The sequence below is a fragment of the Sphingomonas sp. PR090111-T3T-6A genome, assembly GCF_000383095.1.
GTDB lineage: Bacteria > Pseudomonadota > Alphaproteobacteria > Sphingomonadales > Sphingomonadaceae > Solisphingomonas.
Map to the genome: position 1 here is coordinate 104,151 of NZ_AORL01000019.1, position 23,469 is coordinate 127,619.

Genomic DNA, 23,469 nt, shown 5'->3' on the forward strand with positions numbered 1-23,469 from the left:
CGCGCCTAGTCCGTCTGCCCGCCGGCGAGGCGGGACACCTGGAGCAGATGGCCGTCGCGCGCGAATTCCGGGATGCGGGCATAGAGGCCGATGCAGCGGGCCAGCGCCGGCGACACGTCGAACAGGCAAACCCCGTCGTCGCCGAATGGCAACGCATAGACGGAGCGGACCGATTCGCTGGATTCGAAGGGCTGACCAAGTTCCGGCTGCATGCCGTTTCTATGGCCGCCGGTCTCTTACCAAAGACTTAAGTTTCCAATCCGTAAACGCCCTGAAATCCGCGCTTTTGGGCGTCAGCCGGTCCCTTCGGCGTTAATGGTCGGACGGTGTGCGGACGAGCCGGAGGAGGGAGGTGTCCCGCCGGTCCGGAATCCGCACGGTCAGCGTCGCGGCCGTGGCATCCGCGGTGGCGGGGACGGGCTTGTCGTCGAGCATCGCGGTCGGCGCGGGGCCGCTCCAGCCGTGGATCACCACGTCGATATCGCGCCACCACGGCTTGTAGCTGCCGTCGCGCTTGTCGAAACGGAGTTCGAGACCGGTCGGCGTGACCGAGCAGCGGATCGTCTGGCGGAGATAGGCGCCGCGCTGATAGTCGAGGCTATGTCCGTCGTCGGCGTAGAGGGCGCCTGCGCAGCCGTCGCCGGGATAGACGGCCAGTTCCAGCGCGCCGACGGGCGTTTCCATCGTCGACTGGACCAGCGGCTGGCGCGGCAGGATCGTGCCGGCGCGGACATAGACGGGCAACTGGTCGAGCGCGGGCTTCTCCTGCACCACCTGCCGCGTGCCGCGCATCCGGGGCGTGGCGGGCTTGCCGGTCCAATAGTCGAACCAGCCGCCCTTGGGCAGGCAGACGTCATACCAGCCGGGCGATTCCGGCTGTGGCGGCGGCGCGACCAGCAGCTTGCCGCCGACGGTGAAGACCATGTCGCTCGGGCAATCGGTGTCGAGCGCGTCGGGATAGTCCATGAAGACGGGGCGCATCATCGGCAGGCCGGTGCGCGCCGTCTCGTCCGCCACGGCGTAGAAATAGGGGAGCAGCCGGTAGCGCTCCTCGATGTAGCGGCGGCGGATGGCCTCATGGACGGGGCCGTGGACCCAGGGCTCCTGATAGGCGGTGTCCTTGGCGCTGTGATCGCGGAAGATCGGCTGGAAGGCGCCCAGCTCGATCCAGCGGGTGAGGAGATCGGGCGGCGGCGTGCCGAGGAAGCCGCCGACATCCGCGCCCGACCAGGCGAAGCCGCTCATCCCGAGATTGAGCAGCATCGGCACCGTCATGCGCAGATGGTTCCAGGTCGAGCTGTTGTCGCCCGTCCAGGTCGCGGCATAGCGCTGCCCGCCCGCGAAGCTCGCGCGGGTGAGGACGAAGGGGCGCTCGTCGGGGCGGAGCTTCAGCAGGCCGTCATGGGTGGCGCGGCTGTTCTCCATGCCGAAGATGTTGTGGATCTCGGCATGGGTCGCGGTGCGCGTCTGGAAGCCGGGCTCCTCGATGCGGTGGAGGTTGCTGAGCGGCATGGTCTTGTCCGGATAGGTGAAGACCGCCGGCTCGTTCATGTCGTTCCAGAAGCCGGCGATGCCGTCCGCCACGAAGTCCTTGTAGAGCCCGCCCCACCAGTCGCGCGTGGCGGCGCGGGTGAAATCCGGGAACACCGCCGGGCCGGGCCAGACCGGGCCGACATAGAGGACGCCATCCGCCTTCTTGACGAAATGATCGCCGACGAAGCCGGTGTCGTAAGGGGCGTAGCCCTGGTTCGGGGCGAAAGCGATGTGGAGGTCGGTGATCGCGACGGTGCGGATGCCTTCCTTCTTCAGGTCGCCGACCAGCCCGGCCATGTCCGGGAAGGTCTTGGTGTTGACCGTGAAGGGGCGGTTGCGATCCTGATAGTCGATGTCGAGCCAGAGCACGTCGAGCGGGATATGATCCTGTCGGAAATGCTGGGCGATGCCGCGCACCTCGTCCGCCGACATGTAGCTCCAGCGCGACTGCTGGAAGCCCAGCGACCACAGAGGCGGCAATGGCGAGGGGCCGGTGAGCTTGGCATAGCGCTGCACCACGTCCTTCACGGTCGGGCCGGCCAGCACATAATAGTCGATCGGGCCGCCGTCGGCGCCGAAGCGCAGCGTGTCGCTCTGCCCCTTCCCGAAATCGAAGAAGCCGCGCCAGCTATTGTCGAGATACAGGCCAGCGGCGGTGCCGTCCGGGCCGACCGGGATGACGAAGGGGATGGATTTGTAGAGCGGGTCGGTCGTCTCCTGGAAGGGGGAGTCGGTGTTCCAGGTGACGAAGCTCCCGCCGCGGCGGTCGAGCGGGCCGGTCTTGTCGCCGAGGCCGAAATAATGCCAGTTGGCCGGCATCGCCTTGGCGAGCTGGAAGCCCGCGCCGCCGCCGGTCGCGGTGCGCTTGGCCGGCGCGTCGATGTCCTTCAGCAGCACATGGCCGGCGGTATCGGCCACCGTCAGCCCGCCCGTCGCGGGATCGACCGTGACGACCAGCCCTGCGCCGGCAAAGCCCCAGGTCAGGGGCGTCACCGGCGCGGTCGCCTGCCGCGCCTCGGGCAGCACCGCCCAGGAGGCGTCCTCGCCGAGCTGGCCCTCCAGCCCGATGCGGACCCGGATCGCGCCGGCCGCCAGCGCCGTCACCCGCGTCAGCCGCCGGCCGGACCACACGTCCATGCCGTCTGGCCGCATCACCACGCGGGACCGGGTGGGGAGAACCGAACTCTGAAGGTTCGTCGGCCGCACCGCCGACAAGGCGGGGAACGCGAGCAGGGCCGAAAGCAGAAGGGCCTGTCGGATCATCAAAGCTGTTTCCCTTGCCAGCCCGTCCCCCGGCGGACGGGCGGAAAAGCGCGGCGTCCTATGCGCCGAATGGCTCGACGGTGGAACCAATTTGTTTCACGTCCGATCTTCCCTCGCGGCACTGGCGCGCGCGTCGTAGGAGGGTCCTGTGTTCACGGAGGCGTTGATGTGGACGAGCGATCCGTATCCGGTGCAACCCGGCAGGGCGTCCCCGCGCGGATGAGCATCGGGGCGGCAGGAATAGGGCGGCGGGCCCTGATCGGCGGACTGGCCGGTCTGGCGGCTGGCTGTTCGTCGGTGAAGTTCCGCTCGCCGATCAGCCTGCGCTCGCCGATCGTGGAGACCTCGGCTTCCTCGGGGATGCCGCCGCTCGCCAGCACGCCCGAGATCGAGGCCTTTCTCGACGACGTGCAGCTACGCACCTTCGCCTATTTCTGGTGGACCACCGAACCCAAGCGCGGCCTCGCCCCCGATCGCTTCCCGACCACCTCCTTCGCCAGCATCGCGGCGATGGGCTTCGCGCTGACGGCCTTCGTGATCGGGGTGGAGCGCGGCTATGTCCCCCGCCAGCAGGCGGCGACGCGCACGCTCGCCATGCTGCGCTTCCTCGCGACGGCGGAGCAGGGCGCCAAGCCCAGGGACGTGATCGGCTATCAGGGCTTCTTCTATCATTTCCTCAGCCTCAAGACCGGTACGCGCTTCCAGCAGACCGAGCTTTCCACCGTCGACACGGCGCTGCTGATGGCGGGCGTGCTGCTTGCCCAGACCTATTACGACCGGCCCGAGGAGGCCGAAATCCGGACCCTCGCTGAGAAGCTCTACAGCCAGGTCGACTGGCGCTGGGCAATGACGCGCGCGCCGGTCGTGGCGCTTGGCTGGACGCCCGAGCATGATTTCATCCCCTATGACTGGGTGGCCTACAACGAGGCTATGCTGGTCTATGTGCTGGCGCTCGGCGCGCCGATCTACGGCCTGCCGCGCGAGAGCTGGGATGCGTGGAGCGTTCGCCTCGCCACCTTCTGGACCGACTCGGGCAGCCTCTCGATGCTGCGCTTCCCGCCATTGTTCGGCCATCAGTACAGCCATGTCTGGATCGATTTCCGCAAGATCCAGGACGATTTCATGCGGAGCAAGGGCAGCGATTATTTCGAGAACAGCCGCCGCGCGACCATCGCCCAGCGCAACTATGCGCTCGCCAATCCGCTCGGCTGGCGGGGCTATGACGCGAATCTCTGGGGGCTGACCGCCTGCGACGGGCCGGGCGACGTCTCGATCGACGTCTTCGGCGAGCAGCGGACCTTCCACTCCTATCTGGCGCGGGGCGTGGGCGCGGTGGACGACGGCACGCTGGCGCCGACCGCGCCGGGCGGCTCCGTCCCCTTCGCGCCCGAGATCTGCATTCCCTCGCTAATGGCCATGCGCGATCGCTACGGCGACCATCTTTATGGCACTTACGGTTTCTACGACGCCTTCAATCCGACGTTCCAGGCAGTCGGCAAGGCCCAGAACGGCCGGGTCATCCCCGGTCAGGGCTGGTTCGATACCGACTGGTTGGGCATAGACCAGGGGCCGATTTTGGCGATGATCGAGAATTACCGAACAGGTCTGATCTGGAGCATCATGCGGCGCAATCCTTACATCCGCGCGGGCCTCACCAAGGCCGGCTTCACCGGCGGCTGGCTTTCCGCATGAGAGGGCGGAGCGGCATCGGGCGGCGCGCCGTGCTGGCGGGCGCAGGCACGCTGGTGATGGCGGCGCGGCCCGCCTTCGGTTTCGCGCTTGGCCCGTCGACCAAGGCGACGCCGGAGTTCATCGAGGCGCTGATCAAGCGCATGACGGTGAAGGAGAAAGCAGGCCAGCTCAGCATCATGGCGTCGGCGATCGGGGGCGGGGCGGCCACCCGGCTCAACCCGCCGAGCAGCCGGGCCAATGTCTCCCAGCAGCTCGCCGACGCCAAGGCGGGGCGGCTGACCGGCATCTTCAATGGTGCGGGATCGGACTGGCACCGCCGGCTCCAGCAGGCCGCGATGCGGAGCCGGCTGCGCATCCCCATGCTGTTCGCGGCCGACGTGATCCACGGCTTCCGCACCGTCTTCCCGGTGCCGCTGGGCGAGGCGGCGAGCTTCGATCCCGAGCTCGCCCGCCGCACGGCGCGCGCCGCCGCCGTCGAGGCCTCGGCGGCGGGCATCGACCTCACCTTCGCGCCGATGGTCGACATCGCCCGCGACGCTCGCTGGGGCCGCGGCGTGGAGGCGAGCGGGGAGGACGTGCTGGTCGGCTGCCGCTTCGCCGCGGCGCGGGTCGCCGGCTTCCAGGGCAGATCGATCTCTGCGGACGATGCGGTGGCCGCCTGCGCCAAGCATTTCGCCGCCTATGGCGCCGGCGAGGCGGGGCTCGACTATAACAGCGTCGACGTGTCCGAGCGCACGCTCCGGCAAGTCTATTTCCCGCCCTTCCAGGCTGCCTTCGATGCGGGTGCTGCCGTCACCATGGCGGCGTTCAACGAAATCTCGGGCATCCCCGCCACGGCCAATCATTGGCTGCTCAGCGACGTGCTGCGCGGGGAATGGAATTTCCGCGGCCTCGTCGTCTCCGACTACACCGCCGACGAGGAACTGATCGCCGCCGGCTATGCCCGCAACGGGCGCGAGGCGGCGCGGCTCGCCTTCCTCGCCGGCGTCGACATGAGCATGGAGAGCGGGCTTTACTTCCAGCATCTGCCGGCGCTGGTTGCGTCGGGGGCGGTGCCGATGGAGCGGCTCGACGAGGCGGTGCGGCGCGTGCTGGCGCTCAAGGCGGCTCTGGGGCTGTTCGACGATCCCTTCCGCCGCCTCGTCCCCGGACGCGAGCGGGCGCGCGTGCTGACGCCGGACGCACGGAAGCTGTCGCGCGAGGCGGGTGCGCGCTCGGTCGTGCTGCTGCGCAACGAGGACGATCTGCTGCCGCTGCGCTCGGACGGCGGGCAGAAGATCGCGCTGATCGGGCCGTTCGCGCAGGGGGCGCATGACCTGATCGGCCCGTGGAACGTCTATGGCGACGATGCGCAGGCGGTCGACCTCGCCACCGGGCTCGGCGCCGCGATGCGCGATCCCACGCTGCTCAAGGTGGCGCGCGGCTCGGGCGTCGAGACGGCCATCCCCGGCGGCATCGCGGAGGCGGTGGCGGTGGCGCAGATGGCGGACATCGTGCTGCTCGCGCTCGGCGAGAGCGAGGAGATGTCCGGCGAGGCGCAGTCGCGCACCGAGGTGGTGTTGCCCGCCCCGCAGCAGGCGCTGGCGGATGCCGTGGCGGCCACCGGCAAGCCGGTGATCGTGCTCCTCAAGAACGGCCGCGCGCTCGCGCTGGAAGGCTCGGTGCTGACGGCGCAGGCGATCCTCGTCACCTGGTTCCTCGGCAGCGAGACGGGCAATGCGCTGGCCGACGTGCTGTTCGGCAGGGTCGCGCCGTCGGGGCGCCTGCCGGTCAGCTTCCCGCGCGAATCCGGGCAGGAGCCCTATCATTACGACCACAAGCCCACCGGCCGCCCCGCGCCGGCTGGCCCCCGGCAACCCTATAAGGCGCAATATCGCAGCTCGCCCAACGAGGCGCGCTTCCCCTTCGGGCATGGCCTCACCTACGGGCGGATCGTCTATACCGGGCTCGATATGGGGAAGAGCCGGCTGTCGGCCGACACGCCGCTCACCGTCACGGCCCGCATCGCCAATCGCGGCACATGGCCGGCGGACGAGGTGGTGCAGCTCTATGTCCGCGACCGGTCGGCCAGCATCACCCAACCGGTCCGCCGCCTGATCGACTTCCGCCGCGTCGCCGTCGCGGTGGGGGAGAGCGAGGAGGTGCGCTTCACCATCCGGCGCGAGGATCTGCTGTTCGTCGGGCCGGACCTCAAGCCCACCGTCGAACCGGGCTGGTTCGACATCTGGGTGGCGCCTTCGGCTGCGGACGGGCTGGAGGGCAGCTTCGAACTCGTCGAGTGAAAGCCGCAGCACCTCTGTAAATTCCGTCCGCCGCTTCCCATATAGGCACGGTGCTCGTCGCGTGCGGGGTCTTCTCCGGCCATAGGAGCTTGATGTGAAGAAGCGGAATTTCCTGGTCGCGGCGGTCGGCGGATTGGCGCTTCTCGCGGCCTCACCGGCTTTGGCCCAGCGGGGCGGCGGCTCGCATGGCGGCGGCGGTTTCCATGGCGGCGGCGGCTTCCGCGGCGGTGGCGGCTGGCATGGCGGTGGCGGGAACTGGCGCGGTGGCGGCGGCTGGCATGGCGGCGGTTGGCGCGGCGGTGGCTGGCGAGGCGGCTATCGTGGTGGCTGGGGCGGCTGGTATCCGGCCTATGGCTATGGCTGGTACGACCCGTGGTTCTGGGGCGGGAGCGGGCTGGCGCTGGGCTATGCGCTGGGGGCCGGCGCCTATGACGACGGCTACGATTATCCCGACGCCGGCTATGGCGCTTATGGCGACGGCTATGCCTGCCAGCCGGTCTGGGACCCGGCGCTCAACCATTATGTCCCGGCCTGCAACAACTGAGGCAGGCTAGTCCGCTGGTTCTCCTCCCCTCCCTGTGATGGGGGAGAGCGCATCGCGCCCGGCCGGGGCGGCCGATGCGCTGGGGCCGCGTGACGCGCACATTGTCAATTTCTTTGGCATCAAGGGCGATGTCGCAGTGCGAATCGCGCTGCCAAGGGGATCGTCCATGTCCGCACCTGAGCTGAGCCTGCTCACCAAGCGCCGTTTCCTGCCTCTGTTCGTGACCCAGTTTCTCGGTGCGTTCAACGACAATCTCTATCGGTCGGCGATGCTGTTCCTGGTGTCGTTCACGCTCTACCGGGGCGAGGCGGATCGGGCGGCGATGGTGGCGGTGATCGCGGGCGGGGTGTTCATCCTGCCCTATTTCCTCTTCTCCTCGGTATCGGGGCAACTTGCCGACCGGATCGACAAGGGACGGATCGCCCGCGCGGTGAAGATCGCCGAGGTCGGGATCATGGGGATCGGCTGGTGGGGCTTGCACAGCGGATCGATGCCGCTGCTGATGACCGTGCTGTTCGCGATGGGCACGCATTCGACGCTGTTCGGGCCGGTCAAATATTCGATGCTGCCCCAGCATCTCTCCGAGACCGAGCTGATGGGCGGCACCGGCCTCGTCGAGGCGGGGACGTTCCTCGCCATCCTGCTCGGCCAGATCACCGGCGGCCTGATGTCGGCGGAGAGCGCTTCGCTTCTGCTGCTCGGCGTGGCGGCGCTGGGGCTCGCCGCCAGCCTGTTCATCCCGCCCGCTCCGCCCGCTGCGGATCGCCCGGCGGTGGAGCTGAACCTCGTCCGCTCGACCGCCGAGATCGTCCGCCATGCGCGGCGCAACCGGCCGCTTTATCTCGCCATCCTCGGCATCAGCTGGTTCTTCGCGCTGGGTGCGGTGCTGACGCAGCAGTTCGTGCCGCTGGTCGGCCATCTCAACGCCACGCCGGAGGTGGGAGCCTTCTTCCTCGGCCTCTTCTCGGTGGGCGTGGCGGCGGGCTCGCTGCTGGTGAGCCGTCTGCTCGGAGGCGAGATTTCCGCACGCTATGTGCCTGTCTCGGCGCTGGTGCTGGCGCTCGCGGTGATGGACCTCGGCCTCACCGTCCACGGCCTGCATCCGGCGGAGGCGCCGGTCGGTGTCGCGGACTTCCTCGCCCGGCCGTCGAGCTGGCGGCTGGTGACGGACCTCACCGTGATCGCGATGGCCGGCGGCGTGTTCATCGTGCCGCTCTACGCGCTGCTCCAGACGCTGGGCGATCCGGCCAACCGCTCGCGCGACGTGGCCGCCAACAACATCGTCAACGCCGCCGGCATGGTGCTCGTCTCGGCGGGCGTGGCGGGGCTGATGGCGGTCGGCGCGGACAGCGCGATGCTGTTCGGCGTGCTGGGCCTCATCGGGCTGGTGGCGGCGGCGATCGCCTGCGCCTTCCTGCCCGAGCCGGTGCGGCAGCGCTGGGCGGGGCGCTTCCTGCGCCTCCGCCACGCGCTCGGCCGGCCCTGAGGGATCAGGCCTCTTCGGGCTCCTTGCCGGCCCAGAGCTTGCGCAGACGGTGCGCCGCCAGCTTGGGCCGCCGATCGCGCGTGAACACGCCCTTCTGGTTGAGCGCGCTGATCCGCATGATGCTCTGCGCCGTGCGGAAATCGGCGAAGGCCCAGGGATGCGTGCCGACCACGAAGGGAAAGCGGCCGAGCACGCGCAGATACATGGCGATCAGATCCGCCTGATATTCCTCGGTCCACATCTCGGCGGGGTGGGCGTGGCTGCCGGCGATGGCGTCGGCGCCGAACTCGGTGAAGATGATCGGCTTGCCCGGATGCGTCTGGCGCAGCGCCTGCACCTCCTTCTCCAGCACGGCCGCCGCGTCGTCGATCCGGCCGGAGACGGTGTACCAGCCATTATAGCTGTTCTGGCAGATCACGTCGCCCTGGCCGACCCACTCGGCAGGCCCCCCCTGCACGCTCACCATCGCGACCGGGCGGGTGCGGTCGAGCGCGCGGACATGCGCGAACATGTCCCTGAAGAAGGCGGTGCCCTTGGCGGCCGCATCCGCCGGCGCCTCGTCGAGCGTGTGGAAGGGCTTGGTGAGCGACTCGTTGGCGATCGACCAGAGGATCACGCAGGGGTGGTTCTTGTCGCGGTCGATCAGGTCGCTGAGGTCGGCGGTGAGCTGCTTGTGGCGCGCGGCGATGATCTCGGGCCGATCCGAGAAGGTAAGGCTCACCCCCGGCGTCTCGCCGATGACGAGGAAGCCATATTCGTCGGCCAGCATCATCGCTTCCTCCGAATAGGGATAATGCGAGGTGCGGAAGCTGTTGGCGCCGATCCACTTCAGAAGCTCGAAATCGCGGACCAGCACCGGCAGGTCGAGCCCGCGGCCGTGGAGGATGAAATCCTCATGCTTGCCGAAGCCGGTGAGGTGGACGGGCTCACCGTTGAGCAGCAGCCTGTCGCCGCTCACCTCGATGGTGCGGATGCCGATCTTGAAGGCGTATTCGTCGAGCCCGTCGCCGAGCGTCACCGTCAGCGTGTAGAGGAAGGGGTGGTTCGGCCCCCAGAGCTTGGCGGAGGGGATGCGCACCGTCCCCGTGGCCCGGCCGCCCGACACCTGCACGGGCACGCGGATCGGCGAGGGGCCGCCCGAGATGGTGAGCGTGGCCGCGCCCGACCAGCCGCCCGCGACGGTGAAGGACACCTCCGCCACGCCGGTCGTCCCGGAGCGGGTGGTGACGACGCTCACATCATGGACATGCGCGGCCGGCGTGGTGAACAGCCAGACGGGGCGGTGCAGGCCCGAATAAGGGAAGAAATCGTAGGAGGTCTGCGGGAAGTCCTCGAGGTAGAAGCGCGAGGTGGCGGGGTCGGGGATCGCGGGGACGCGGGCCAGTTCGAGCTTGTTCTCCACCATCACGACGAGGCGGTTGGGCTGGTCGAAGCGGGCGGCCTGCCCGATGTCGAAGGCGAAGGGCAGGTGGCCGCCGAGATGCTCGCCCAGAAGCTGGCCGTTCACCCACACCTCCGCGCGATACACCGCCGAGCCGAAGCGCAGATGGACGCGCTGGCCCTTCCAGGCGGGATCGAGGTGGAACTCGGTCTCGTACCAGGCCGCGCCGAAATAGTTGCGCGCATCGTCGAACAGGTCGTTCCAGCTACACGGCACGGGAATGGCGCGCGTGTCGGTGAGCCCTTCGTGCCAGCGCTGCGCCTCGCCCTCGTCCTTCGGGTCGAGCTTGAACCGCCACAGGCCGGAAAGGTCGCGCGTGGCGCGCGTGTTGCTCGGATGCGGATAGAGGCGCGTCGGGCCTTCCGGTGCGGGGAGGGGTGCGCGGACCGGGCCGTCCGCCGCCGTGGCGGCTTCCGCGAGGCCGGCGACCGCGACGGCCGCACCGACCGCCCCGAACGCCTGCCGGCGGGTGATGTCCGTCGAGGGGCGGTGCGACGTGTCGGTCATGTCTGTCCTCTCCTGATCTTGTGACGGGCGAATGCCATTGCGCTGTCCCGCGCCTGAAGCTCGTCCGATCGGCAAGGGGATTAGCTGGTCAGGCCACCTGCGGCAAGCGCTCCTGTCGCATGACCGCCAGTTGTAGTCTGTTACCATCGTGGCGGATTTGCCACGTCCGCAAAGTGTCTGTCAGGCCGATGTCGATGTCATACATTACCAATGTTGCAAAAGGTCTGACCAATGCTTAATCGGCGGAGTCGGGGATCGGCGCATCTCGCGCCGCCAGAAACAAAACATCCCGGAGAGGAACACCATGCGGAACTTGCTCGATGCCACCATCTTGTCGCGATCGGCGACCGGCGCCGCCCTGGCGCTCCTGATCGCGTCGGGCGCGCACGCCCAGACGGCGTCGGAGCCAGCCCCCGTGCAGGCCGCGGACGCCTCGGCGCCCAACAGCGGCGAGATCATCGTCACCGCGCAGAAGCGCGCGCAGAATCTCCAGAACGTGCCGCTCGCCGTGCAGGTGGTGGGCGCGCAGCAACTCCAGTCGAACGGCGTGCGCGCTTTCACCGATCTCAACCGCGTGGCGCCGTCGCTGGTCGTGCGCCCGGCCGAGAATCCGGTGAACGCGTCCGTGTCGATCCGCGGCGTCGGCACCTTCGCCTTCTCGATCGGCGTGGAGCCGAGCGTCGCGGTCGTCGTCGACGATGTGCCGATCGCCTTTCAGGCGCGCGCGTTCGCCGATCTCTCGGATGTCGAGCGTATCGAGGTGCTGCGTGGGCCGCAGAGCACGCTCTACGGCAAGTCGGCGTCGGCTGGCCTCATCAACATCGTGACGCCCGCGCCGAGCAAGACGCTCACCGGCAAGGTGACCGGCCTCGCCACCACCGACGACGAGTGGCAGGGGCAGGCGATGCTCTCCGGCCCGCTCACGCAGAACCTGGGCTTCCGCACGACGTTCAACTACGACAAGTTCGACGGCAACATCCACAACCTTGCCGATGGTGACAAGATCAACGGCCGCCGCATCCTCTCCACGCGCAACAAGCTGCGCTGGGAGCCGGCGCCCAACGTCACGGTGGATGCGGGCCTCGATTACATCAACGGCCGCACCACCACCGGCCGCCCCTTCATCGACATCGCCGACGGCGCGCTGCTGCGCGGCAATCCGGCCTATCCGCAGTCGGTCATCTCGCCGGGCGTGACGGTCGGCCCGAACAACCGCGACGTGGTCAACAACTTCACCACCGGCACCCAGTATCACGACCTCGCGGAATCGCTCCGCGTCTCGTGGGACATCGGCGGGCCGACGCTGATGTCGATCACCAGCCACGACAAGTTCCTGATGCACGATCAGCTCGATCAGGACGAAACCGCGCAGCCGAGCATCGACAACCGCCAGTTCGGCAATTTCGGCTCGCGCCAATGGACGCAGGAACTCCGCCTCGTCTCGCCCGGGCATGACCGCTTCCGCTACACGCTCGGCCTGTTCTACGCCGACGTGAGCTACAGCCGCGACTTCACCCGCGGCCCGGTCTATTCGCAGGCGCGCTGGCACGCGACGGCGGGCTCGATCCAGGAAGCGGGCTTCGGCCAGCTCGAATATGACATCCTGTCGCACACGACCCTCATCGCGGGCGGCCGCTACAGCCATGAGAAGGTGCGCAACACCTTCCTCGATATCCTCGCCAACAACACCTTCTATCATGGCAGCGATGGCGACAGCTTCGGCACCTACAAGCTGAGTGTCCAGCAGCATATCGGCAACGACGTGATGCTGTTCGCGACCTATGCGACCGGGCACAAGGGCGAGACCTACGATCTCTCCACCGGCTTCAACTCGTCGCGCGAGATCCCGGTGCGGCCGGAGACGTCCAAGGATTGGGAGATCGGCGCCCGCACCCAGTTCTTCGACAAGCGCGTGACCCTGAACGTCACCGCGTTCAACACGCGCTACAAGAATTTCCAGGCGCAGGGTGTCGAATATATCAACGGCACGCCGAACTTCCGGCTCGACAATGTCGGCAAGCTGCGCACGCGCGGCATCGAGGTGGAGAGCGCCTTCCGCGCCACGCCGGACCTCAACCTGAACGTCTCGGCCACCTATCTCGACGCGAAGATCACCGACTTCCCCTTCGCCCAGTGCTATACGAACCAGACGGCCGCGCAGGGCTGCATCCCCGCGACGGTGGCGGCGCCGGGCGCTCCGTCGGTGCCGGCGCACCAGGACCTGTCGGGCTCGCGTCCGCCGCAGGCGCCGAAGTGGAAGCTCACCGCCGGCTTCGATTACAGCCATGATCTGGGGTCGCTGCCCTTCCAGGCGGTGGTCACGGGCGCGTACACCTATCAGAGCAAGTTCAACTTCTCGCTCAACCAGGACCCGACGACGATCCAGAAGGGCTATGGCATCGCCAACCTGTCCTTCGGCATCCGTCAGCCGGACCGTCATTATGAGGTCATGGCCTTCGTCAACAACCTGTTCGACAAGCATTATTACGACAACCTGACCAACTCGTCCGGCAATTACGCGAACGCTCTGGCGATCCAGAGCTACCTCCCGCGCGATTTCCGCCGTTACGCGGGCGTCAGGGCATCCTATAGTTTCTGATCGCTTACCCCTCCTGGCGGTAGTGTTCCCCGCTACCGCCTCTTTCTTCCCCCCTGTCATGCGGAGCCCAGTACCATGCCCAAGATCACCGGCGCCAAGGTCATCGTCACCTCGCCCGGCCGCAACTTCGTCACGCTCAAGATCGAGACGGACGAAGGCATCTACGGGCTGGGCGACGCCACGCTCAACGGCCGCGAACTGGCGGTCGCGAGCTATCTGACCGACCATGTCATCCCCTGCCTGATCGGCCGCGACGCGCACCGCATCGAGGATGTGTGGCAGTATCTCTACAAGGGCGCCTACTGGCGTCGCGGTCCGGTGACGATGAGCGCCATCGCCGCTGTCGACACCGCGCTGTGGGACATCAAGGGCAAGGTGGCGGGCCTGCCGGTCTACCAGCTCCTCGGCGGCGCCAGCCGTGAGGGCGTGATGGTCTACGGCCATGCCAACGGCAAGACGATCGAGGAGACGATCGACAACGCGCTCCACTACCAGTCGCTGGGCTACAAGGCGATCCGGCTCCAGTCGGGCGTGCCGGGCCTCGCCTCGACCTACGGCGTCTCCAAGGACCGCTATTTCTACGAGCCCGCCGACGCCGACCTGCCGACCGAGAATCTCTGGTCGACCGAGAAATATCTCCGCTCCGTGCCGCCGCTGTTCGAGAAGGGGCGCGAGGCGCTCGGCTGGGACGTCCACCTGCTCCACGACGTCCACCATCGCCTGACGCCGATCGAGGCGGGGCGCCTCGGCAAGGATCTGGAGCCCTTCCGGCCCTTCTGGATGGAGGATGCGGTGCCGGCCGAGAATCAGGCCAATTTCCGCCTGGTCCGCCAGCACACCACCACGCCGCTCGCGGTGGGCGAGATCTTCAACTCGATCTGGGATGCCAAGCAGCTCATCGAGGAGCAGCTCATCGACTATATCCGCACCACCGTGGTCCATGCCGGCGGCATCACCCATCTGCGCCGCATCGCGAGCTTCGCCGACATGCACAATGTCCGCACCGGCAGCCATGGCGCGACCGATCTCTCGCCGGTCTGCATGGCCGCGGCACTGCATTTCGATCTGTCGGTGCCGAATTTCGGCATCCAGGAATATATGCGCCACACGGAGGAGACGGACGCCGTCTTCCCGCATGCCTACAGCTTCGAGGACGGCCTGATGCACCCCGGCGACAAGCCCGGCCTCGGCGTCGACATCGACGAGGAACTGGCCGCCAAGTACGAATATAAGCGGGCCTATCTGCCGGTGAACCGCCTTGAGGACGGGACGATGTTCCACTGGTAAGCCGCTTTCGCGACAGAGTGGCTGACAGAACGAAGGCCCGGCCGATCATCTCGGCCGGGCCTTCGCCTGTCGGGAGGGCGGGGCGTAGCCGCCCGCCCGATCAATAGGTGCCGGAGAAGCTCCGGCTGAGATCGACCCCGCTGCGACCGTCGTCTTCCTCATCGCGCCCGAACAGGCCGCGCTGATTGTCCTCGTCGCGCCAGGCCTGCCGGGTCTGCTCGGCGGTTCTGGACAGGTGGACCTTGTCGTCCACCATCTGGATCCAGGACGAGGGGATCGAGTGATGATGGCCACCGGCGTCGCGATCGGTCCTGGTCAGCAGGATGCGGTCGCCCCGGATATGGTCGATCGTGCCGACATGCTCGCCGTCGGAGCCGACCACCTCCTGATGCTCCTTCGCCTTGCGCAGCGCTTCCCGCTGCGTCTGCCGGTTCTGGCGCCAGGCCGAGAATTCGCTCTCGAAGCGCGACTGGTTCTCGCGGCGATATTCGTCATAGTCGCGATCGAACTCGCTCAGCTGGCGGTTGCGCCAGCTATGATAGCCGTGCTGATCCTCCTGGCCGCCACGCCGGCCGTAGAGCGCACGATATTCGGCGGTCCGCCAGCTATCGTCGTCGACATAAGGATAGCCCGCATCGCCATGGGTGCGGGTGGCGGCATAGTCCGTCCCGAACTGGCGATCCTCATCCGGCCCCGGATAATAAGTGGAATAAGGGCTGTAGCCCGACGCGTAACGATGGCGCGTGTCCCCGGACTGGTTGCTGCGCGCCCAGCGCGGATAGCTGTCCGGGCTCGAATAGCCGCCCGGCCGATAGCGGGCATAGCGCCCACCCTCATAGCGGTCGCGGTTGTAGCGCTCGTCATAGATTTCATCGAGACGGCGGCGGCGTTCGGCCTCCTCGTCGCCGAACCAGGAACGGACCTCATCGCCGGCCCGATCGAAGAAGCCGCGATCCTCGCTGGAGCGGCGATAGCGATCGCCCGCGTCGCGATCATAGTCGCGGCCCGATCCGTAGCGGCGATCATAGCGTTCATAGCCCATGATGGCTGATCCTTTCTCCTGGAAGACGGATGCCGCCCGGTGTCGACGGCTTGCGCGCTGCCCGGACGATCGACCAAGGAACGGAAGAAAATCCTTGATGTTCCGATCGTTACGCCAGCGTCGGGCTGTGCGCGCGGTCAGCCGGGGCCAGCCGGAGACGGACCGCGAACGGGCGAATTCCCGGCGAATCGGATTTTTTGATTTTTGCGTGTTGCAGCGTGCGAAAGGGGCGGCTAAAGGGACGGCCCCGGCGGGTGCGGGGCTGTAGCTCAGATGGGAGAGCGCTGCAATCGCACTGCAGAGGTCAGGGGTTCGATTCCCCTCAGCTCCACCAACCCCGCCGGGTCTTTCCTCACATTTCGACAGGCTCGGACGATGCCATTCCGGCGGTCGATGAGGCTGTTCGCCGGCCGCTCTTGCGGGCGGTGCGTGATCGGCGTCATGGATGGCCGATGACCGAGGATGATCCCGCCTTTCCGGCCGCGTCGCTGATCCTGATGCGCGAGCGCCGGTCCGGTCCGCCCGAATTGCTGATCGTGCAGCGCAGCGCCTCTCTGGTGTTCGCGGCCGGTGCCTATGTGTTTCCGGGTGGCCGCGTCGATCCCGCCGATTACGAGGCCGCGAGCCGGCTCCACCCCGCGCTGGAGCCCGAGGACGGCGCTGCCCGCATCGCGGCGGTGCGCGAGACGCTGGAGGAGACGGCCATCGCCGTCTCCCCGGCGGAGGCGCTGGTGCCCTTCGCCCGCTGGCTGCCGAAGGAGCGGGTGAAGCGTCGGTTCGACACGCGCTTCTATCTGGCGGAGGCGCAGGGGGAGGCGATCCCCGTGGCGGACGGCGTGGAGACGGCGAGTGCCTTCTGGGCCGCCGCCGGGGATCTGCTCGCCCGTTGCGCGCGCGGCGATGGGCGAGCCATCTTCCCGACCCGGCGCCTGCTGGAGCGTCTGGCGCGCTTCTCCCGCTTCTCGGACGCGCGTGCGGAAGCCGAACGGCTCCCCCAGCGGATCATCACCCCTTGGGTGGAGCATCGCGCCGGCGGCGACTGGCTGCGCATCCCGGACGATGCGGGCTACCCGATCACGGGCGAGCCGGTCGGTACGGCGATGCGCTACTGAGCGGGGACGGGGAGGAGGCTCAGGCCTTCTCGATCGTGCACTGGAGCGGATGCTGGTGCTGGCGGGCGAAATCCACCACCTGCGTCGCCTTCGTCTCGGCGACCTCGTGGCTGAACACGCCGCACACGCCCACGCCCTTCTGGTGGACGTGCAGCATCACCCGCGTCGCATCCTCGATGTTCATGCGGAAGAAGCGCTGGAGGCAGAGGACGACGAACTCCATCGGAGTATAATCGTCGTTGAGCATCAGCACCTTGTAGAGCGACGGCTTCTTGGTGCGCGCGCGCGTGCGGGTGGCCACGCCGAGGCCGGTGCCGGCGTCGTCGCCTTCCTTGCCGGCGGCCATGGCGCGCATGGTGCGGCTGTCGATGTTGTGGATATCGGTCTGCATGGCTAGGCCGCAGGATATGGTATCGGCCGGCACCAGAGCAAGAGGCCGGCGAGGTTAATGCGGCGCGGCCCGCCGAAAGGCGCGGCCCCAAAAGCAAGACGGCCGCCCCTTGCCGGGACGGCCGTCTCCTTCATCTCTCGCCGGAGCGGATCAGAAAGCGGCGTTCGCCTTCACCTTCTCCACCGCGACCGCAAAGCGGTTCGACAGCGGCTGGGCGATGTCGCCGGCGAGCTTGAGCCACGCCTCGGTGACCTTCGAGCTTTCCGCCACGGCGGCGTCGAACGACGACTTCATATAGTCGCTCTGGAGCTTGAACAGCTCGGTGGGCGACTTGGCCGACGCGAAGGTCTTGAAGGCAGCGCTGCTGCTCTCGAACGACTTGCGCGCATAGTCGGCGGCTTCCTGGCCGAGCGACTCGGCGGCCTTGGCGGCCAGCTTCGACGATTCGACCATCGCCTCGACATTGCCCTTCTGGAACTCGGTGAGTTCCTCGCCGAGCTTCACGCTCTTCTCATACGCGCCCTTGGCGCGCTCGCTGACTTCGCCGAAGAGCGCCTGGACGCGCTCGCTGGCATCGGCAGTGAACTTCTTGGCGGTTTCCTGCGCCTTCGCAACGGTCTCGTTCATGGTCTTGCTTCCCTCGGTGATGGCGGCGATCGTGATCGACGCCGCCTTCTTCGCCCCAGTTTCGACGGGAGCGGCCACGGGGGCCGGAACCGTCGGCGTGTCCTGCTTCGTTGCGGCCACTTCTGCCGGCTTCGGCGCGGGCGCCTGAGCCGTGGGGGCCGACTTGATGTTGGGCGCCGCAGACGCCGGTTTGACAGCCACCGGCGCGACCTTGGCGGGCGCGGCGGCGGGTGTTTCCTTGACGGTCGCGACCGGCTGCGGAGCCGGCGCGGGCTTGGTTTCGACCGGAGCCGCCTTCACGCTCTGAGGAGCGGGCCGGGGCGCCGGGGTCGGCTTGGCGGCCACCGGGGCGGCCTTCGCCGCGGCCGGAGCCGGCTTGGTTTCCACCGCCGCAGCGGCCTTCGGGGCCGCACTGGCGACGGCCGGCTTGGGCGCCGCGACCGGCGCGGTTTTCGCCGCCGCCTTCGCCGCGGGGGTCTGCTTCTTCGATGCCACGGATGACGACTTCGACGTGTTCTCGGCCATGCCCTGCTCCAAGGCTGATACCATTACACTTATGTTGCGACGCACAATATCCGATTCGCGATCGTCGCGCAAGATTTTTGTGCAGTGCAACATGACCCCGTTGTGAGGGTTTTGGCCGAACGGTCCGGGAAACGCGACGAACGGTTCAGGGCAGCGTGACGTAGCGTCCGGGCGCGTCCTCGATCGCCTTGCGCTTGCCCTTGCCGGGGATGCGCGCGCCCTTCACCGGGACCGTCTCGCCGTCGTGCGCGGCGATCCAGCCGCGCCAGTCCGGCCACCAGCTTCCCTTGGTTTCCCGCGCCTGCGCAGCGAAGTCGCTCAGGGACGCGGCTGCCTTGTCGCTGGTCCAATACTGATATTTGCCGGCCGCCGGCGGATTGACCACGCCGGCGATATGGCCCGAGCCCGCGAGCACGAACTTCACCTCGCCGGCGAAATGCTCGGTGATCTTCCACACGCTTTCGGGCGGCGCGATATGATCCTCGCGGCCGGCCTGCACATAAGAGGGCGTCTTCACCTTGCCGATATCGATCGGCATGTCCGCCACGCGGATGCCGCCGGGGCGGACGAGGAGGTTGTCGCGATAGAAGTCGCGCAGATAGGCCTGGTGCCAGGCGGCGGGCAGGTTGGTGGTGTCGCCGTTCCAGTGCAGCAGGTCGAACGCCGGATATTCCTCGCCGAGCAGATAGTTCTGGACGACATAGTTCCAGATCAGATCCCGCCCGCGCAGCAGGTTGAAGGTGACGGCCATGTAGCGGCCGTCCAGATAGCCCTTGTCGGCCGAGAGATTGGCCAGCATGTCGAGCTGGGTATCGTCGACGAACAGCGAGAGGTCGCCGGCCGCGCTGAAGTCCACCTGGGCGGTGAAGAAGGTGGCGGTGGCGACCTTCGCTGCCTCGCCTCGGCTCTCCAGCAGCGCCAGCGTCGCGGCGAGCGTGGTGCCGGCCACGCAATAGCCCACCACATGCGCCGCCTCGACGCTGAGCAGCGCGCGCACCGTGTCGATCGCGTCGATCTGGGCGGCGACATAATCGTCGAGCGTGATGCCCGCGAGGCTCTCGTCCGCCGATTTCCACGACACCATGAAGACGCTCAGGCCCTGCTCTACCGCCCAGCGCACGAAGCTCTTCTTCGGGTTGAGATCGAGGATGTAGAAGCGGTTGATCCACGGCGGAAAGATGATCAGCGGCGTCTTCGCGACGTCGGGCGTCGTCGGCGCATAGTGGATGAGCTGGTAGAGCGGCGTCTCGTGGATCACTTTGCCGGGGGTGGTGGCGATGTCCTTGCCGAGCTGGAAGGCGGAGCGATCCGAATGGGTGAGCTGGCCGCGATCGAGATCGGCGAGCAGATGCTCCAGCCCTTTGAGCAGGCTTTCGCCGCGCGTCGCCGCGATCTTCTCGAGCGCGAGCGGGTTGGTCAGCGTGAAGTTGGCCGGCGAGAGCGCCTCGGTGAAGGCGCGGGTGGCGAAGCGGAGCTGCTCGCGCTGCTTGTCGGTGAGGCCCTCCACCGCCTCCACCGAGCGGAGCATATGCCCCGAGACGAGCTGGTAGGACTGGCGGATCAGATCGAACAGCGGATGGTCGCGCCATTGCGGGGCGGCGAAGCGGCGATCCTCGTCATGGCCGGCGGGGGCGGGCGTCTCCGGGTTCAGGAAGCGCTGCCAGAGCGACAGGCTGTCCTTCCAGAAATCGGCCTGCACATCGATCAGCGCCTGCGTGTCGATGCCGAAGTGCATCGGCCCCGCGCCGCTCATCAGGCGGGAAAGATCGGGCATCGCCGGCACCGCGGTCTGCGTGGCCTTGCGGGTGCCATATTCGAGCAGGAGCTGCTGCGCGCGGCCGATCACGCCCGTCCAGTGCTGGAGTTCGTCGAGCGTCGGCGTGAAGCCGAGCGCGCCCGGAGTGTCCGACGTTGCATGGTCCTTGCCCGCCACCTGAATCTCCCGTCGAAACGCGCCTGTGACCGCGCGCGCTCTCACGCTATAACGCGTGGGTCGCGTCAATGGCGACCCATTCGAAAGGTGTTTACGAATGTCCGAAGATTTCTACCGCATCCGTCGTTTGCCTCCCTACGTGTTCGCCGAAGTGAACGCGATGAAGGCGGCGGCGCGCGCGGCAGGCGAGGACATCATCGACCTCGGCATGGGCAACCCCGACGGCGCGCCCGCCAGCCATGTGATCGAGAAGCTGGCCGAGGTGGCCCGCGATCCGGCGGCGCACGGCTATTCCGCGTCGAAGGGCATCAAGGGGCTGAGGAAGGCGCAGGCCGGCTATTATCAGCGCCGCTTCGGCGTCGATCTCGATCCCGAGAATGAGGTGGTGGTGACGCTCGGCTCCAAGGAGGGCCTCGCCAATCTCGCGCAGGCGATCACCGCGCCCGGCGACGTGGTGCTGGCGCCCAACCCGAGCTACCCGATCCACACCTTCGGCTTCATCATCGCGGGCGCTGCGATCCGCTCGATCCCCGCGGCGCCGGGGCCGGATTTCTTCCGTCGTCTGGAGCACGCCGTCGCCTACACGGTGCCCAAGCCCAAGGTGCTGGTGATCGGCTATCCGTCCAACCCGACGGCCTATGTCGCGGACCTCGATTTCTACACCAAGGTGGTCGAGTTCGCGAAGGAGCATGGCCTCTGGGTGCTCAGCGATCTGGCCTATGCCGAGATCTATTTCGGCGACACGCCGACGCCGTCCATCCTCCAGGTGCCGGGCGCGAAGGACGTGGCGATCGAGTTCACCTCTATGTCCAAGACATACTCCATGGCCGGCTGGCGGATCGGCTTCGCGGTCGGCAACCGGCAGTTGATCGGAGCGCTCACCCGCGTGAAGTCCTATCTGGATTATGGCGCCTTCACGCCGATCCAGGCGGCGGCGGTGGCGGCGATCAACGGCCCGCAGGACATCGTCGAGCAGAACCGCCAGCTCTACAAGCGCCGCCGCGACGTGCTGGTGGAGAGCTTCGGCCGCGCGGGCTGGGATATTCCCTCGCCCGAGGCGTCGATGTTCGCCTGGGCGCCGATCCCGCCCGCGCTCGCCCACCTCGGCGCGCTGGAATTCTCCAAGCAGCTCCTCACCCACGCGCAGGTCGCGGTCGCGCCCGGTGTCGGCTTCGGCGAGGAGGGCGAGGGCTATGTCCGCATCGCGCTCGTCGAGAACGAGCATCGCATCCGGCAGGCGGCGCGCAACATCAAGCGCTACCTCCAGTCTATGGGGATCAACACGCCGGGCTCGACCAAGGCGGGCTGATCCTGTCTCCCACCTGACTGATCCGTTCAGCGCCGCTCCATTCGGGGCGGCGCATAAATCGAACCGGCTGCGCAACCATTTGTCGCGCAGTCGGTTGAGGCGCAAGGAAGGCAAGGAGTGGATCGATGAAGAAGATGATGTTTGGCGTTGTCGCCGCGACGTTGATGGCGGCACCCATGGCGCTGCCGGCCCCGGCCCTCGCGCAGGACCGCTATCACTGGCAGGGCGACCGCCACGACTGGAATCCTTCCGATTCCTATCGGTCCGACCGCCGCTATCGCGAGCGCCGTCTCGGCCGCAACGACCAGGTCTATCGCGGCCGTGACGGGCGCTATTACTGCCGCCGCAACGACGGCACGACCGGCCTCGTGATCGGCGCGATCGGCGGCGGCGTGCTCGGCAATGTCGTCGGCGGCGGCACGCTCGGCACGCTGCTGGGTGCTGGCGGCGGCGCGCTGCTGGGCCGCTCGATCGATCGCGGCAAGGTTCGCTGCCGCTGATATAAAGGATTTCTGAGCCGTCTGACGGCTTGCCCTAACCCTCCCGACGTGCCAGCGGAAAAGCCGGTATCTCGGGAGGGTTTTTAATGTCGAAGGCATTGCGCGTCGCTCTGGCTGGGCTTGGCACCGTGGGTGCGGGCGTCATCAAGCTGATCGATGCCAATCGCGAGATCATCGAGCGTCGCGCCGGCCGGGCGATCGAGATCACCGCCGTCTCCGCCCGCGACCGCACCCGCGATCGCGGCGTGGACCTCGGCCGTTTCGCCTGGGTGGATGATTCCGCCGCGCTCGCCGAGCGTGACGATGTCGATGTGGTGGTCGAGCTGATCGGCGGGGCGGACGGCCCGGCCCTCACGCTCGCGCGCCGGACCATCGCCGCCGGCCGCCATTTCGTCACCGCCAACAAGGCGATGATCGCGCATCACGGCCTCGGCCTTGCCGGAGACGCCGAGGCGAAGAGCGTCGCCTTCAAATATGAGGCGGCGGTGGCGGGCGGCATCCCGGTCATCAAGGGGCTGCGCGAGGGCGCGGCCGCCAATGCGATCGGGCGCGTCTACGGCATCCTGAACGGCACCTGCAATTATATCCTCACCACCATGGAGGATGAGGGCCGCGACTTCGCCGAGGTGCTCGCCGAGGCACAGCGGCTGGGCTATGCCGAGGCCGATCCGAGCTTCGACATCGACGGCGTCGATGCCGCCCACAAGCTCTCGATCCTCGCCAGCCTCGCCTTCGGCACGAAGATCGATTTCGGTTCGGCCGCCATCTCCGGCATCCGCCACGTCATCGCCGCCGATATCGCGCAGGCGCAGGCGCTGGGCTATCGCGTCCGCCTCGTCGGCGTGGCCGAGGCGCAGCCCGAGGGCAGCGCGACCGCAGGCCTGTTCCAGCGCGTCCACCCCTGCCTCGTGCCGGCGTCGCACCCGCTGGCGCATGTCGCGGGCTCGCTGAACGCCGTGGTGGCGGAAGGCAATTTCGTCGGCCGTCTCTTCTTCGAGGGACGCGGCGCCGGCGAAGGGCCGACCGCCTCCGCCGTGGTCGCCGACCTGATCGACATCGCGCGCGGCGAATATGGTCCGGCCTTCGCCATGCCGGTCGACAGCCTCGCCGAGATGGCGCCCGCGCCGACCGGCGAGCGGCGCGGCCGCGCCTATCTGCGCTTCTCGGTGGCGGACCGTCCCGGCGTGCTCGCCGAGATCGCGGCGGCAATGCGGGACGCGGGCGTCTCGATCGAGAGCCTGATCCAGCGCGGCACCACGCCCGACGGCGGGGTGCTGGTCGCGATGGTCACGCACGAGGGGCCGGAGCGCGCGGTCACCGACGCGCTCGCCCGGCTGGAGGGCTCGGCCAGCCTTATCGGCCAGCCGATGTGGATGCACATCCTCGACGTGTGAGG

At 67.9% G+C, this 23,469-nt stretch carries 17 protein-coding genes and 1 tRNA gene; 11 read left to right on the plus strand and 7 right to left on the minus strand.

Annotated features, from left to right (window positions below; genetic code table 11):
- Nucleotides 1–5: 5 nt before the first annotated feature.
- Together ST3T6A_RS0109355 and ST3T6A_RS0109360 are read right to left on the minus strand one after the other, a co-directional pair.
- On the minus strand, nucleotides 6–212 hold the full coding sequence (locus ST3T6A_RS0109355) for a hypothetical protein (protein ID WP_019832652.1): 207 nt from the start codon (nucleotides 210–212) through the stop codon (nucleotides 6–8).
- A gap of 100 nt (nucleotides 213–312) precedes the next feature.
- Nucleotides 313–2,796: a glycoside hydrolase family 31 protein gene (locus tag ST3T6A_RS0109360; RefSeq protein WP_019832653.1), complete on the minus strand. Its 2,484-nt coding sequence runs from the start codon at nucleotides 2,794–2,796 to the stop codon at nucleotides 313–315.
- 219 nt (nucleotides 2,797–3,015) lie between these two features.
- Between ST3T6A_RS0109360 and ST3T6A_RS0109365 the strand changes: the two genes are divergently transcribed.
- The 4 genes from ST3T6A_RS0109365 to ST3T6A_RS0109380 all read left to right on the plus strand — a co-directional run bounded on the left by ST3T6A_RS0109365 (nucleotide 3,016) and on the right by ST3T6A_RS0109380 (nucleotide 8,800).
- Complete coding sequence (locus ST3T6A_RS0109365; RefSeq protein ID WP_083937429.1) at nucleotides 3,016–4,488, plus strand: glucoamylase family protein; 1,473 nt, start codon at nucleotides 3,016–3,018, stop codon at nucleotides 4,486–4,488.
- On the plus strand, nucleotides 4,485–6,770 hold the full coding sequence (locus tag ST3T6A_RS0109370; RefSeq protein WP_019832655.1) for a glycoside hydrolase family 3 N-terminal domain-containing protein: 2,286 nt from the start codon (nucleotides 4,485–4,487) through the stop codon (nucleotides 6,768–6,770). The genes ST3T6A_RS0109365 and ST3T6A_RS0109370 overlap by 4 nt, the downstream gene beginning before the upstream one ends.
- Nucleotides 6,771–6,864: 94 nt before the next feature.
- A complete protein-coding gene (locus ST3T6A_RS21860) occupies nucleotides 6,865–7,314 on the plus strand; it encodes a hypothetical protein (RefSeq protein ID WP_019832656.1) in 450 nt (149 codons plus the stop codon).
- A 166-nt stretch (nucleotides 7,315–7,480) separates the two neighbouring features.
- Nucleotides 7,481–8,800 carry an MFS transporter gene (locus ST3T6A_RS0109380; RefSeq protein ID WP_162140521.1) on the plus strand — a complete coding sequence of 440 codons (1,320 nt, stop codon included), beginning with the start codon at nucleotides 7,481–7,483 and terminating at the stop codon, nucleotides 8,798–8,800.
- 4 nt (nucleotides 8,801–8,804) lie between these two features.
- Here the strand turns inward: ST3T6A_RS0109380 and uidA are convergent, their stop codons facing one another.
- Nucleotides 8,805–10,748 carry a beta-glucuronidase gene (gene uidA, locus ST3T6A_RS0109385; RefSeq protein WP_019832658.1) on the minus strand — a complete coding sequence of 648 codons (1,944 nt, stop codon included), beginning with the start codon at nucleotides 10,746–10,748 and terminating at the stop codon, nucleotides 8,805–8,807.
- 304 nt (nucleotides 10,749–11,052) lie between these two features.
- On the opposite strand from uidA, the gene ST3T6A_RS0109390 reads away from it, so the two are divergent.
- Nucleotides 11,053–13,347: a TonB-dependent receptor gene (locus tag ST3T6A_RS0109390; protein WP_019832659.1), complete on the plus strand. Its 2,295-nt coding sequence runs from the start codon at nucleotides 11,053–11,055 to the stop codon at nucleotides 13,345–13,347.
- Between the two features lie 75 nt (nucleotides 13,348–13,422).
- Complete coding sequence (gene manD / locus ST3T6A_RS0109395) at nucleotides 13,423–14,634, plus strand: D-mannonate dehydratase ManD (RefSeq protein WP_019832660.1); 1,212 nt, start codon at nucleotides 13,423–13,425, stop codon at nucleotides 14,632–14,634.
- Between the two features lie 100 nt (nucleotides 14,635–14,734).
- Here manD and ST3T6A_RS19765 read toward each other — a convergent pair whose 3' ends face one another.
- Nucleotides 14,735–15,676: a DUF2171 domain-containing protein gene (locus ST3T6A_RS19765; protein ID WP_019832661.1), complete on the minus strand. Its 942-nt coding sequence runs from the start codon at nucleotides 15,674–15,676 to the stop codon at nucleotides 14,735–14,737.
- Between the two features lie 258 nt (nucleotides 15,677–15,934).
- Between ST3T6A_RS19765 and ST3T6A_RS0109405 the strand changes: the two genes are divergently transcribed.
- Nucleotides 15,935–16,010, plus strand: a tRNA-Ala gene (locus tag ST3T6A_RS0109405).
- A 118-nt stretch (nucleotides 16,011–16,128) separates the two neighbouring features.
- Entirely contained in the window at nucleotides 16,129–16,788 is a 660-nt protein-coding gene (locus ST3T6A_RS0109410; protein ID WP_019832662.1) for an NUDIX hydrolase, read from the plus strand.
- A gap of 19 nt (nucleotides 16,789–16,807) precedes the next feature.
- Here the strand turns inward: ST3T6A_RS0109410 and clpS are convergent, their stop codons facing one another.
- The 3 genes from clpS to ST3T6A_RS0109425 all read right to left on the minus strand — a co-directional run bounded on the left by clpS (nucleotide 16,808) and on the right by ST3T6A_RS0109425 (nucleotide 20,264).
- Nucleotides 16,808–17,143: an ATP-dependent Clp protease adapter ClpS gene (gene clpS, locus ST3T6A_RS0109415; RefSeq protein WP_026359568.1), complete on the minus strand. Its 336-nt coding sequence runs from the start codon at nucleotides 17,141–17,143 to the stop codon at nucleotides 16,808–16,810.
- A gap of 186 nt (nucleotides 17,144–17,329) precedes the next feature.
- Nucleotides 17,330–18,355, minus strand: a complete 1,026-nt coding sequence (phaP, locus tag ST3T6A_RS19770; protein ID WP_235785762.1) for a phasin family protein — start codon at nucleotides 18,353–18,355, stop codon at nucleotides 17,330–17,332.
- Nucleotides 18,356–18,476: 121 nt separating this feature from the next.
- On the minus strand, nucleotides 18,477–20,264 hold the full coding sequence (locus ST3T6A_RS0109425) for a PHA/PHB synthase family protein (RefSeq protein ID WP_019832665.1): 1,788 nt from the start codon (nucleotides 20,262–20,264) through the stop codon (nucleotides 18,477–18,479).
- 97 nt (nucleotides 20,265–20,361) lie between these two features.
- Here ST3T6A_RS0109425 and ST3T6A_RS0109430 point away from each other — a divergent pair, with 97 nt between their 5' ends.
- The 3 genes from ST3T6A_RS0109430 (at nucleotide 20,362) to ST3T6A_RS0109440 (ending at nucleotide 23,467) form a co-directional block, all read left to right on the plus strand.
- Nucleotides 20,362–21,573 (plus strand): LL-diaminopimelate aminotransferase, encoded by a 1,212-nt coding sequence (locus ST3T6A_RS0109430; protein WP_019832666.1) that lies wholly within the window; start codon nucleotides 20,362–20,364, stop codon nucleotides 21,571–21,573.
- A 125-nt stretch (nucleotides 21,574–21,698) separates the two neighbouring features.
- Nucleotides 21,699–22,073, plus strand: a complete 375-nt coding sequence (locus tag ST3T6A_RS0109435; protein WP_019832667.1) for a glycine zipper 2TM domain-containing protein — start codon at nucleotides 21,699–21,701, stop codon at nucleotides 22,071–22,073.
- A gap of 86 nt (nucleotides 22,074–22,159) precedes the next feature.
- Entirely contained in the window at nucleotides 22,160–23,467 is a 1,308-nt protein-coding gene (locus tag ST3T6A_RS0109440; protein WP_019832668.1) for a homoserine dehydrogenase, read from the plus strand.
- Nucleotides 23,468–23,469: the final 2 nt, after the last annotated feature.

What these genes read in the sequence shown, in the direction of transcription:
- ST3T6A_RS0109355 (WP_019832652.1), bottom strand. Translation starts at nt 212, where the DNA reads ATGCAGCCGGAACTTGGTCAGCCCTTCGAATCCAGCGAATCGGTCCGC.
- ST3T6A_RS0109360 (WP_019832653.1), bottom strand. Translation starts at nt 2,796, where the DNA reads ATGATCCGACAGGCCCTTCTGCTTTCGGCCCTGCTCGCGTTCCCCGCC.
- ST3T6A_RS0109365 (WP_083937429.1), top strand. Translation starts at nt 3,016, where the DNA reads ATGAGCATCGGGGCGGCAGGAATAGGGCGGCGGGCCCTGATCGGCGGA.
- ST3T6A_RS0109370 (WP_019832655.1), top strand. Translation starts at nt 4,485, where the DNA reads ATGAGAGGGCGGAGCGGCATCGGGCGGCGCGCCGTGCTGGCGGGCGCA.
- ST3T6A_RS0109380 (WP_162140521.1), top strand. Translation starts at nt 7,481, where the DNA reads ATGTCCGCACCTGAGCTGAGCCTGCTCACCAAGCGCCGTTTCCTGCCT.
- uidA (WP_019832658.1), bottom strand. Translation starts at nt 10,748, where the DNA reads ATGACCGACACGTCGCACCGCCCCTCGACGGACATCACCCGCCGGCAG.
- ST3T6A_RS0109390 (WP_019832659.1), top strand. Translation starts at nt 11,053, where the DNA reads ATGCGGAACTTGCTCGATGCCACCATCTTGTCGCGATCGGCGACCGGC.
- manD (WP_019832660.1), top strand. Translation starts at nt 13,423, where the DNA reads ATGCCCAAGATCACCGGCGCCAAGGTCATCGTCACCTCGCCCGGCCGC.
- ST3T6A_RS19765 (WP_019832661.1), bottom strand. Translation starts at nt 15,676, where the DNA reads ATGGGCTATGAACGCTATGATCGCCGCTACGGATCGGGCCGCGACTAT.
- ST3T6A_RS0109410 (WP_019832662.1), top strand. Translation starts at nt 16,129, where the DNA reads ATGACCGAGGATGATCCCGCCTTTCCGGCCGCGTCGCTGATCCTGATG.
- clpS (WP_026359568.1), bottom strand. Translation starts at nt 17,143, where the DNA reads ATGCGCGCCATGGCCGCCGGCAAGGAAGGCGACGACGCCGGCACCGGC.
- phaP (WP_235785762.1), bottom strand. Translation starts at nt 18,355, where the DNA reads ATGGTATCAGCCTTGGAGCAGGGCATGGCCGAGAACACGTCGAAGTCG.
- ST3T6A_RS0109430 (WP_019832666.1), top strand. Translation starts at nt 20,362, where the DNA reads ATGTCCGAAGATTTCTACCGCATCCGTCGTTTGCCTCCCTACGTGTTC.
- ST3T6A_RS0109435 (WP_019832667.1), top strand. Translation starts at nt 21,699, where the DNA reads ATGAAGAAGATGATGTTTGGCGTTGTCGCCGCGACGTTGATGGCGGCA.
- ST3T6A_RS0109440 (WP_019832668.1), top strand. Translation starts at nt 22,160, where the DNA reads ATGTCGAAGGCATTGCGCGTCGCTCTGGCTGGGCTTGGCACCGTGGGT.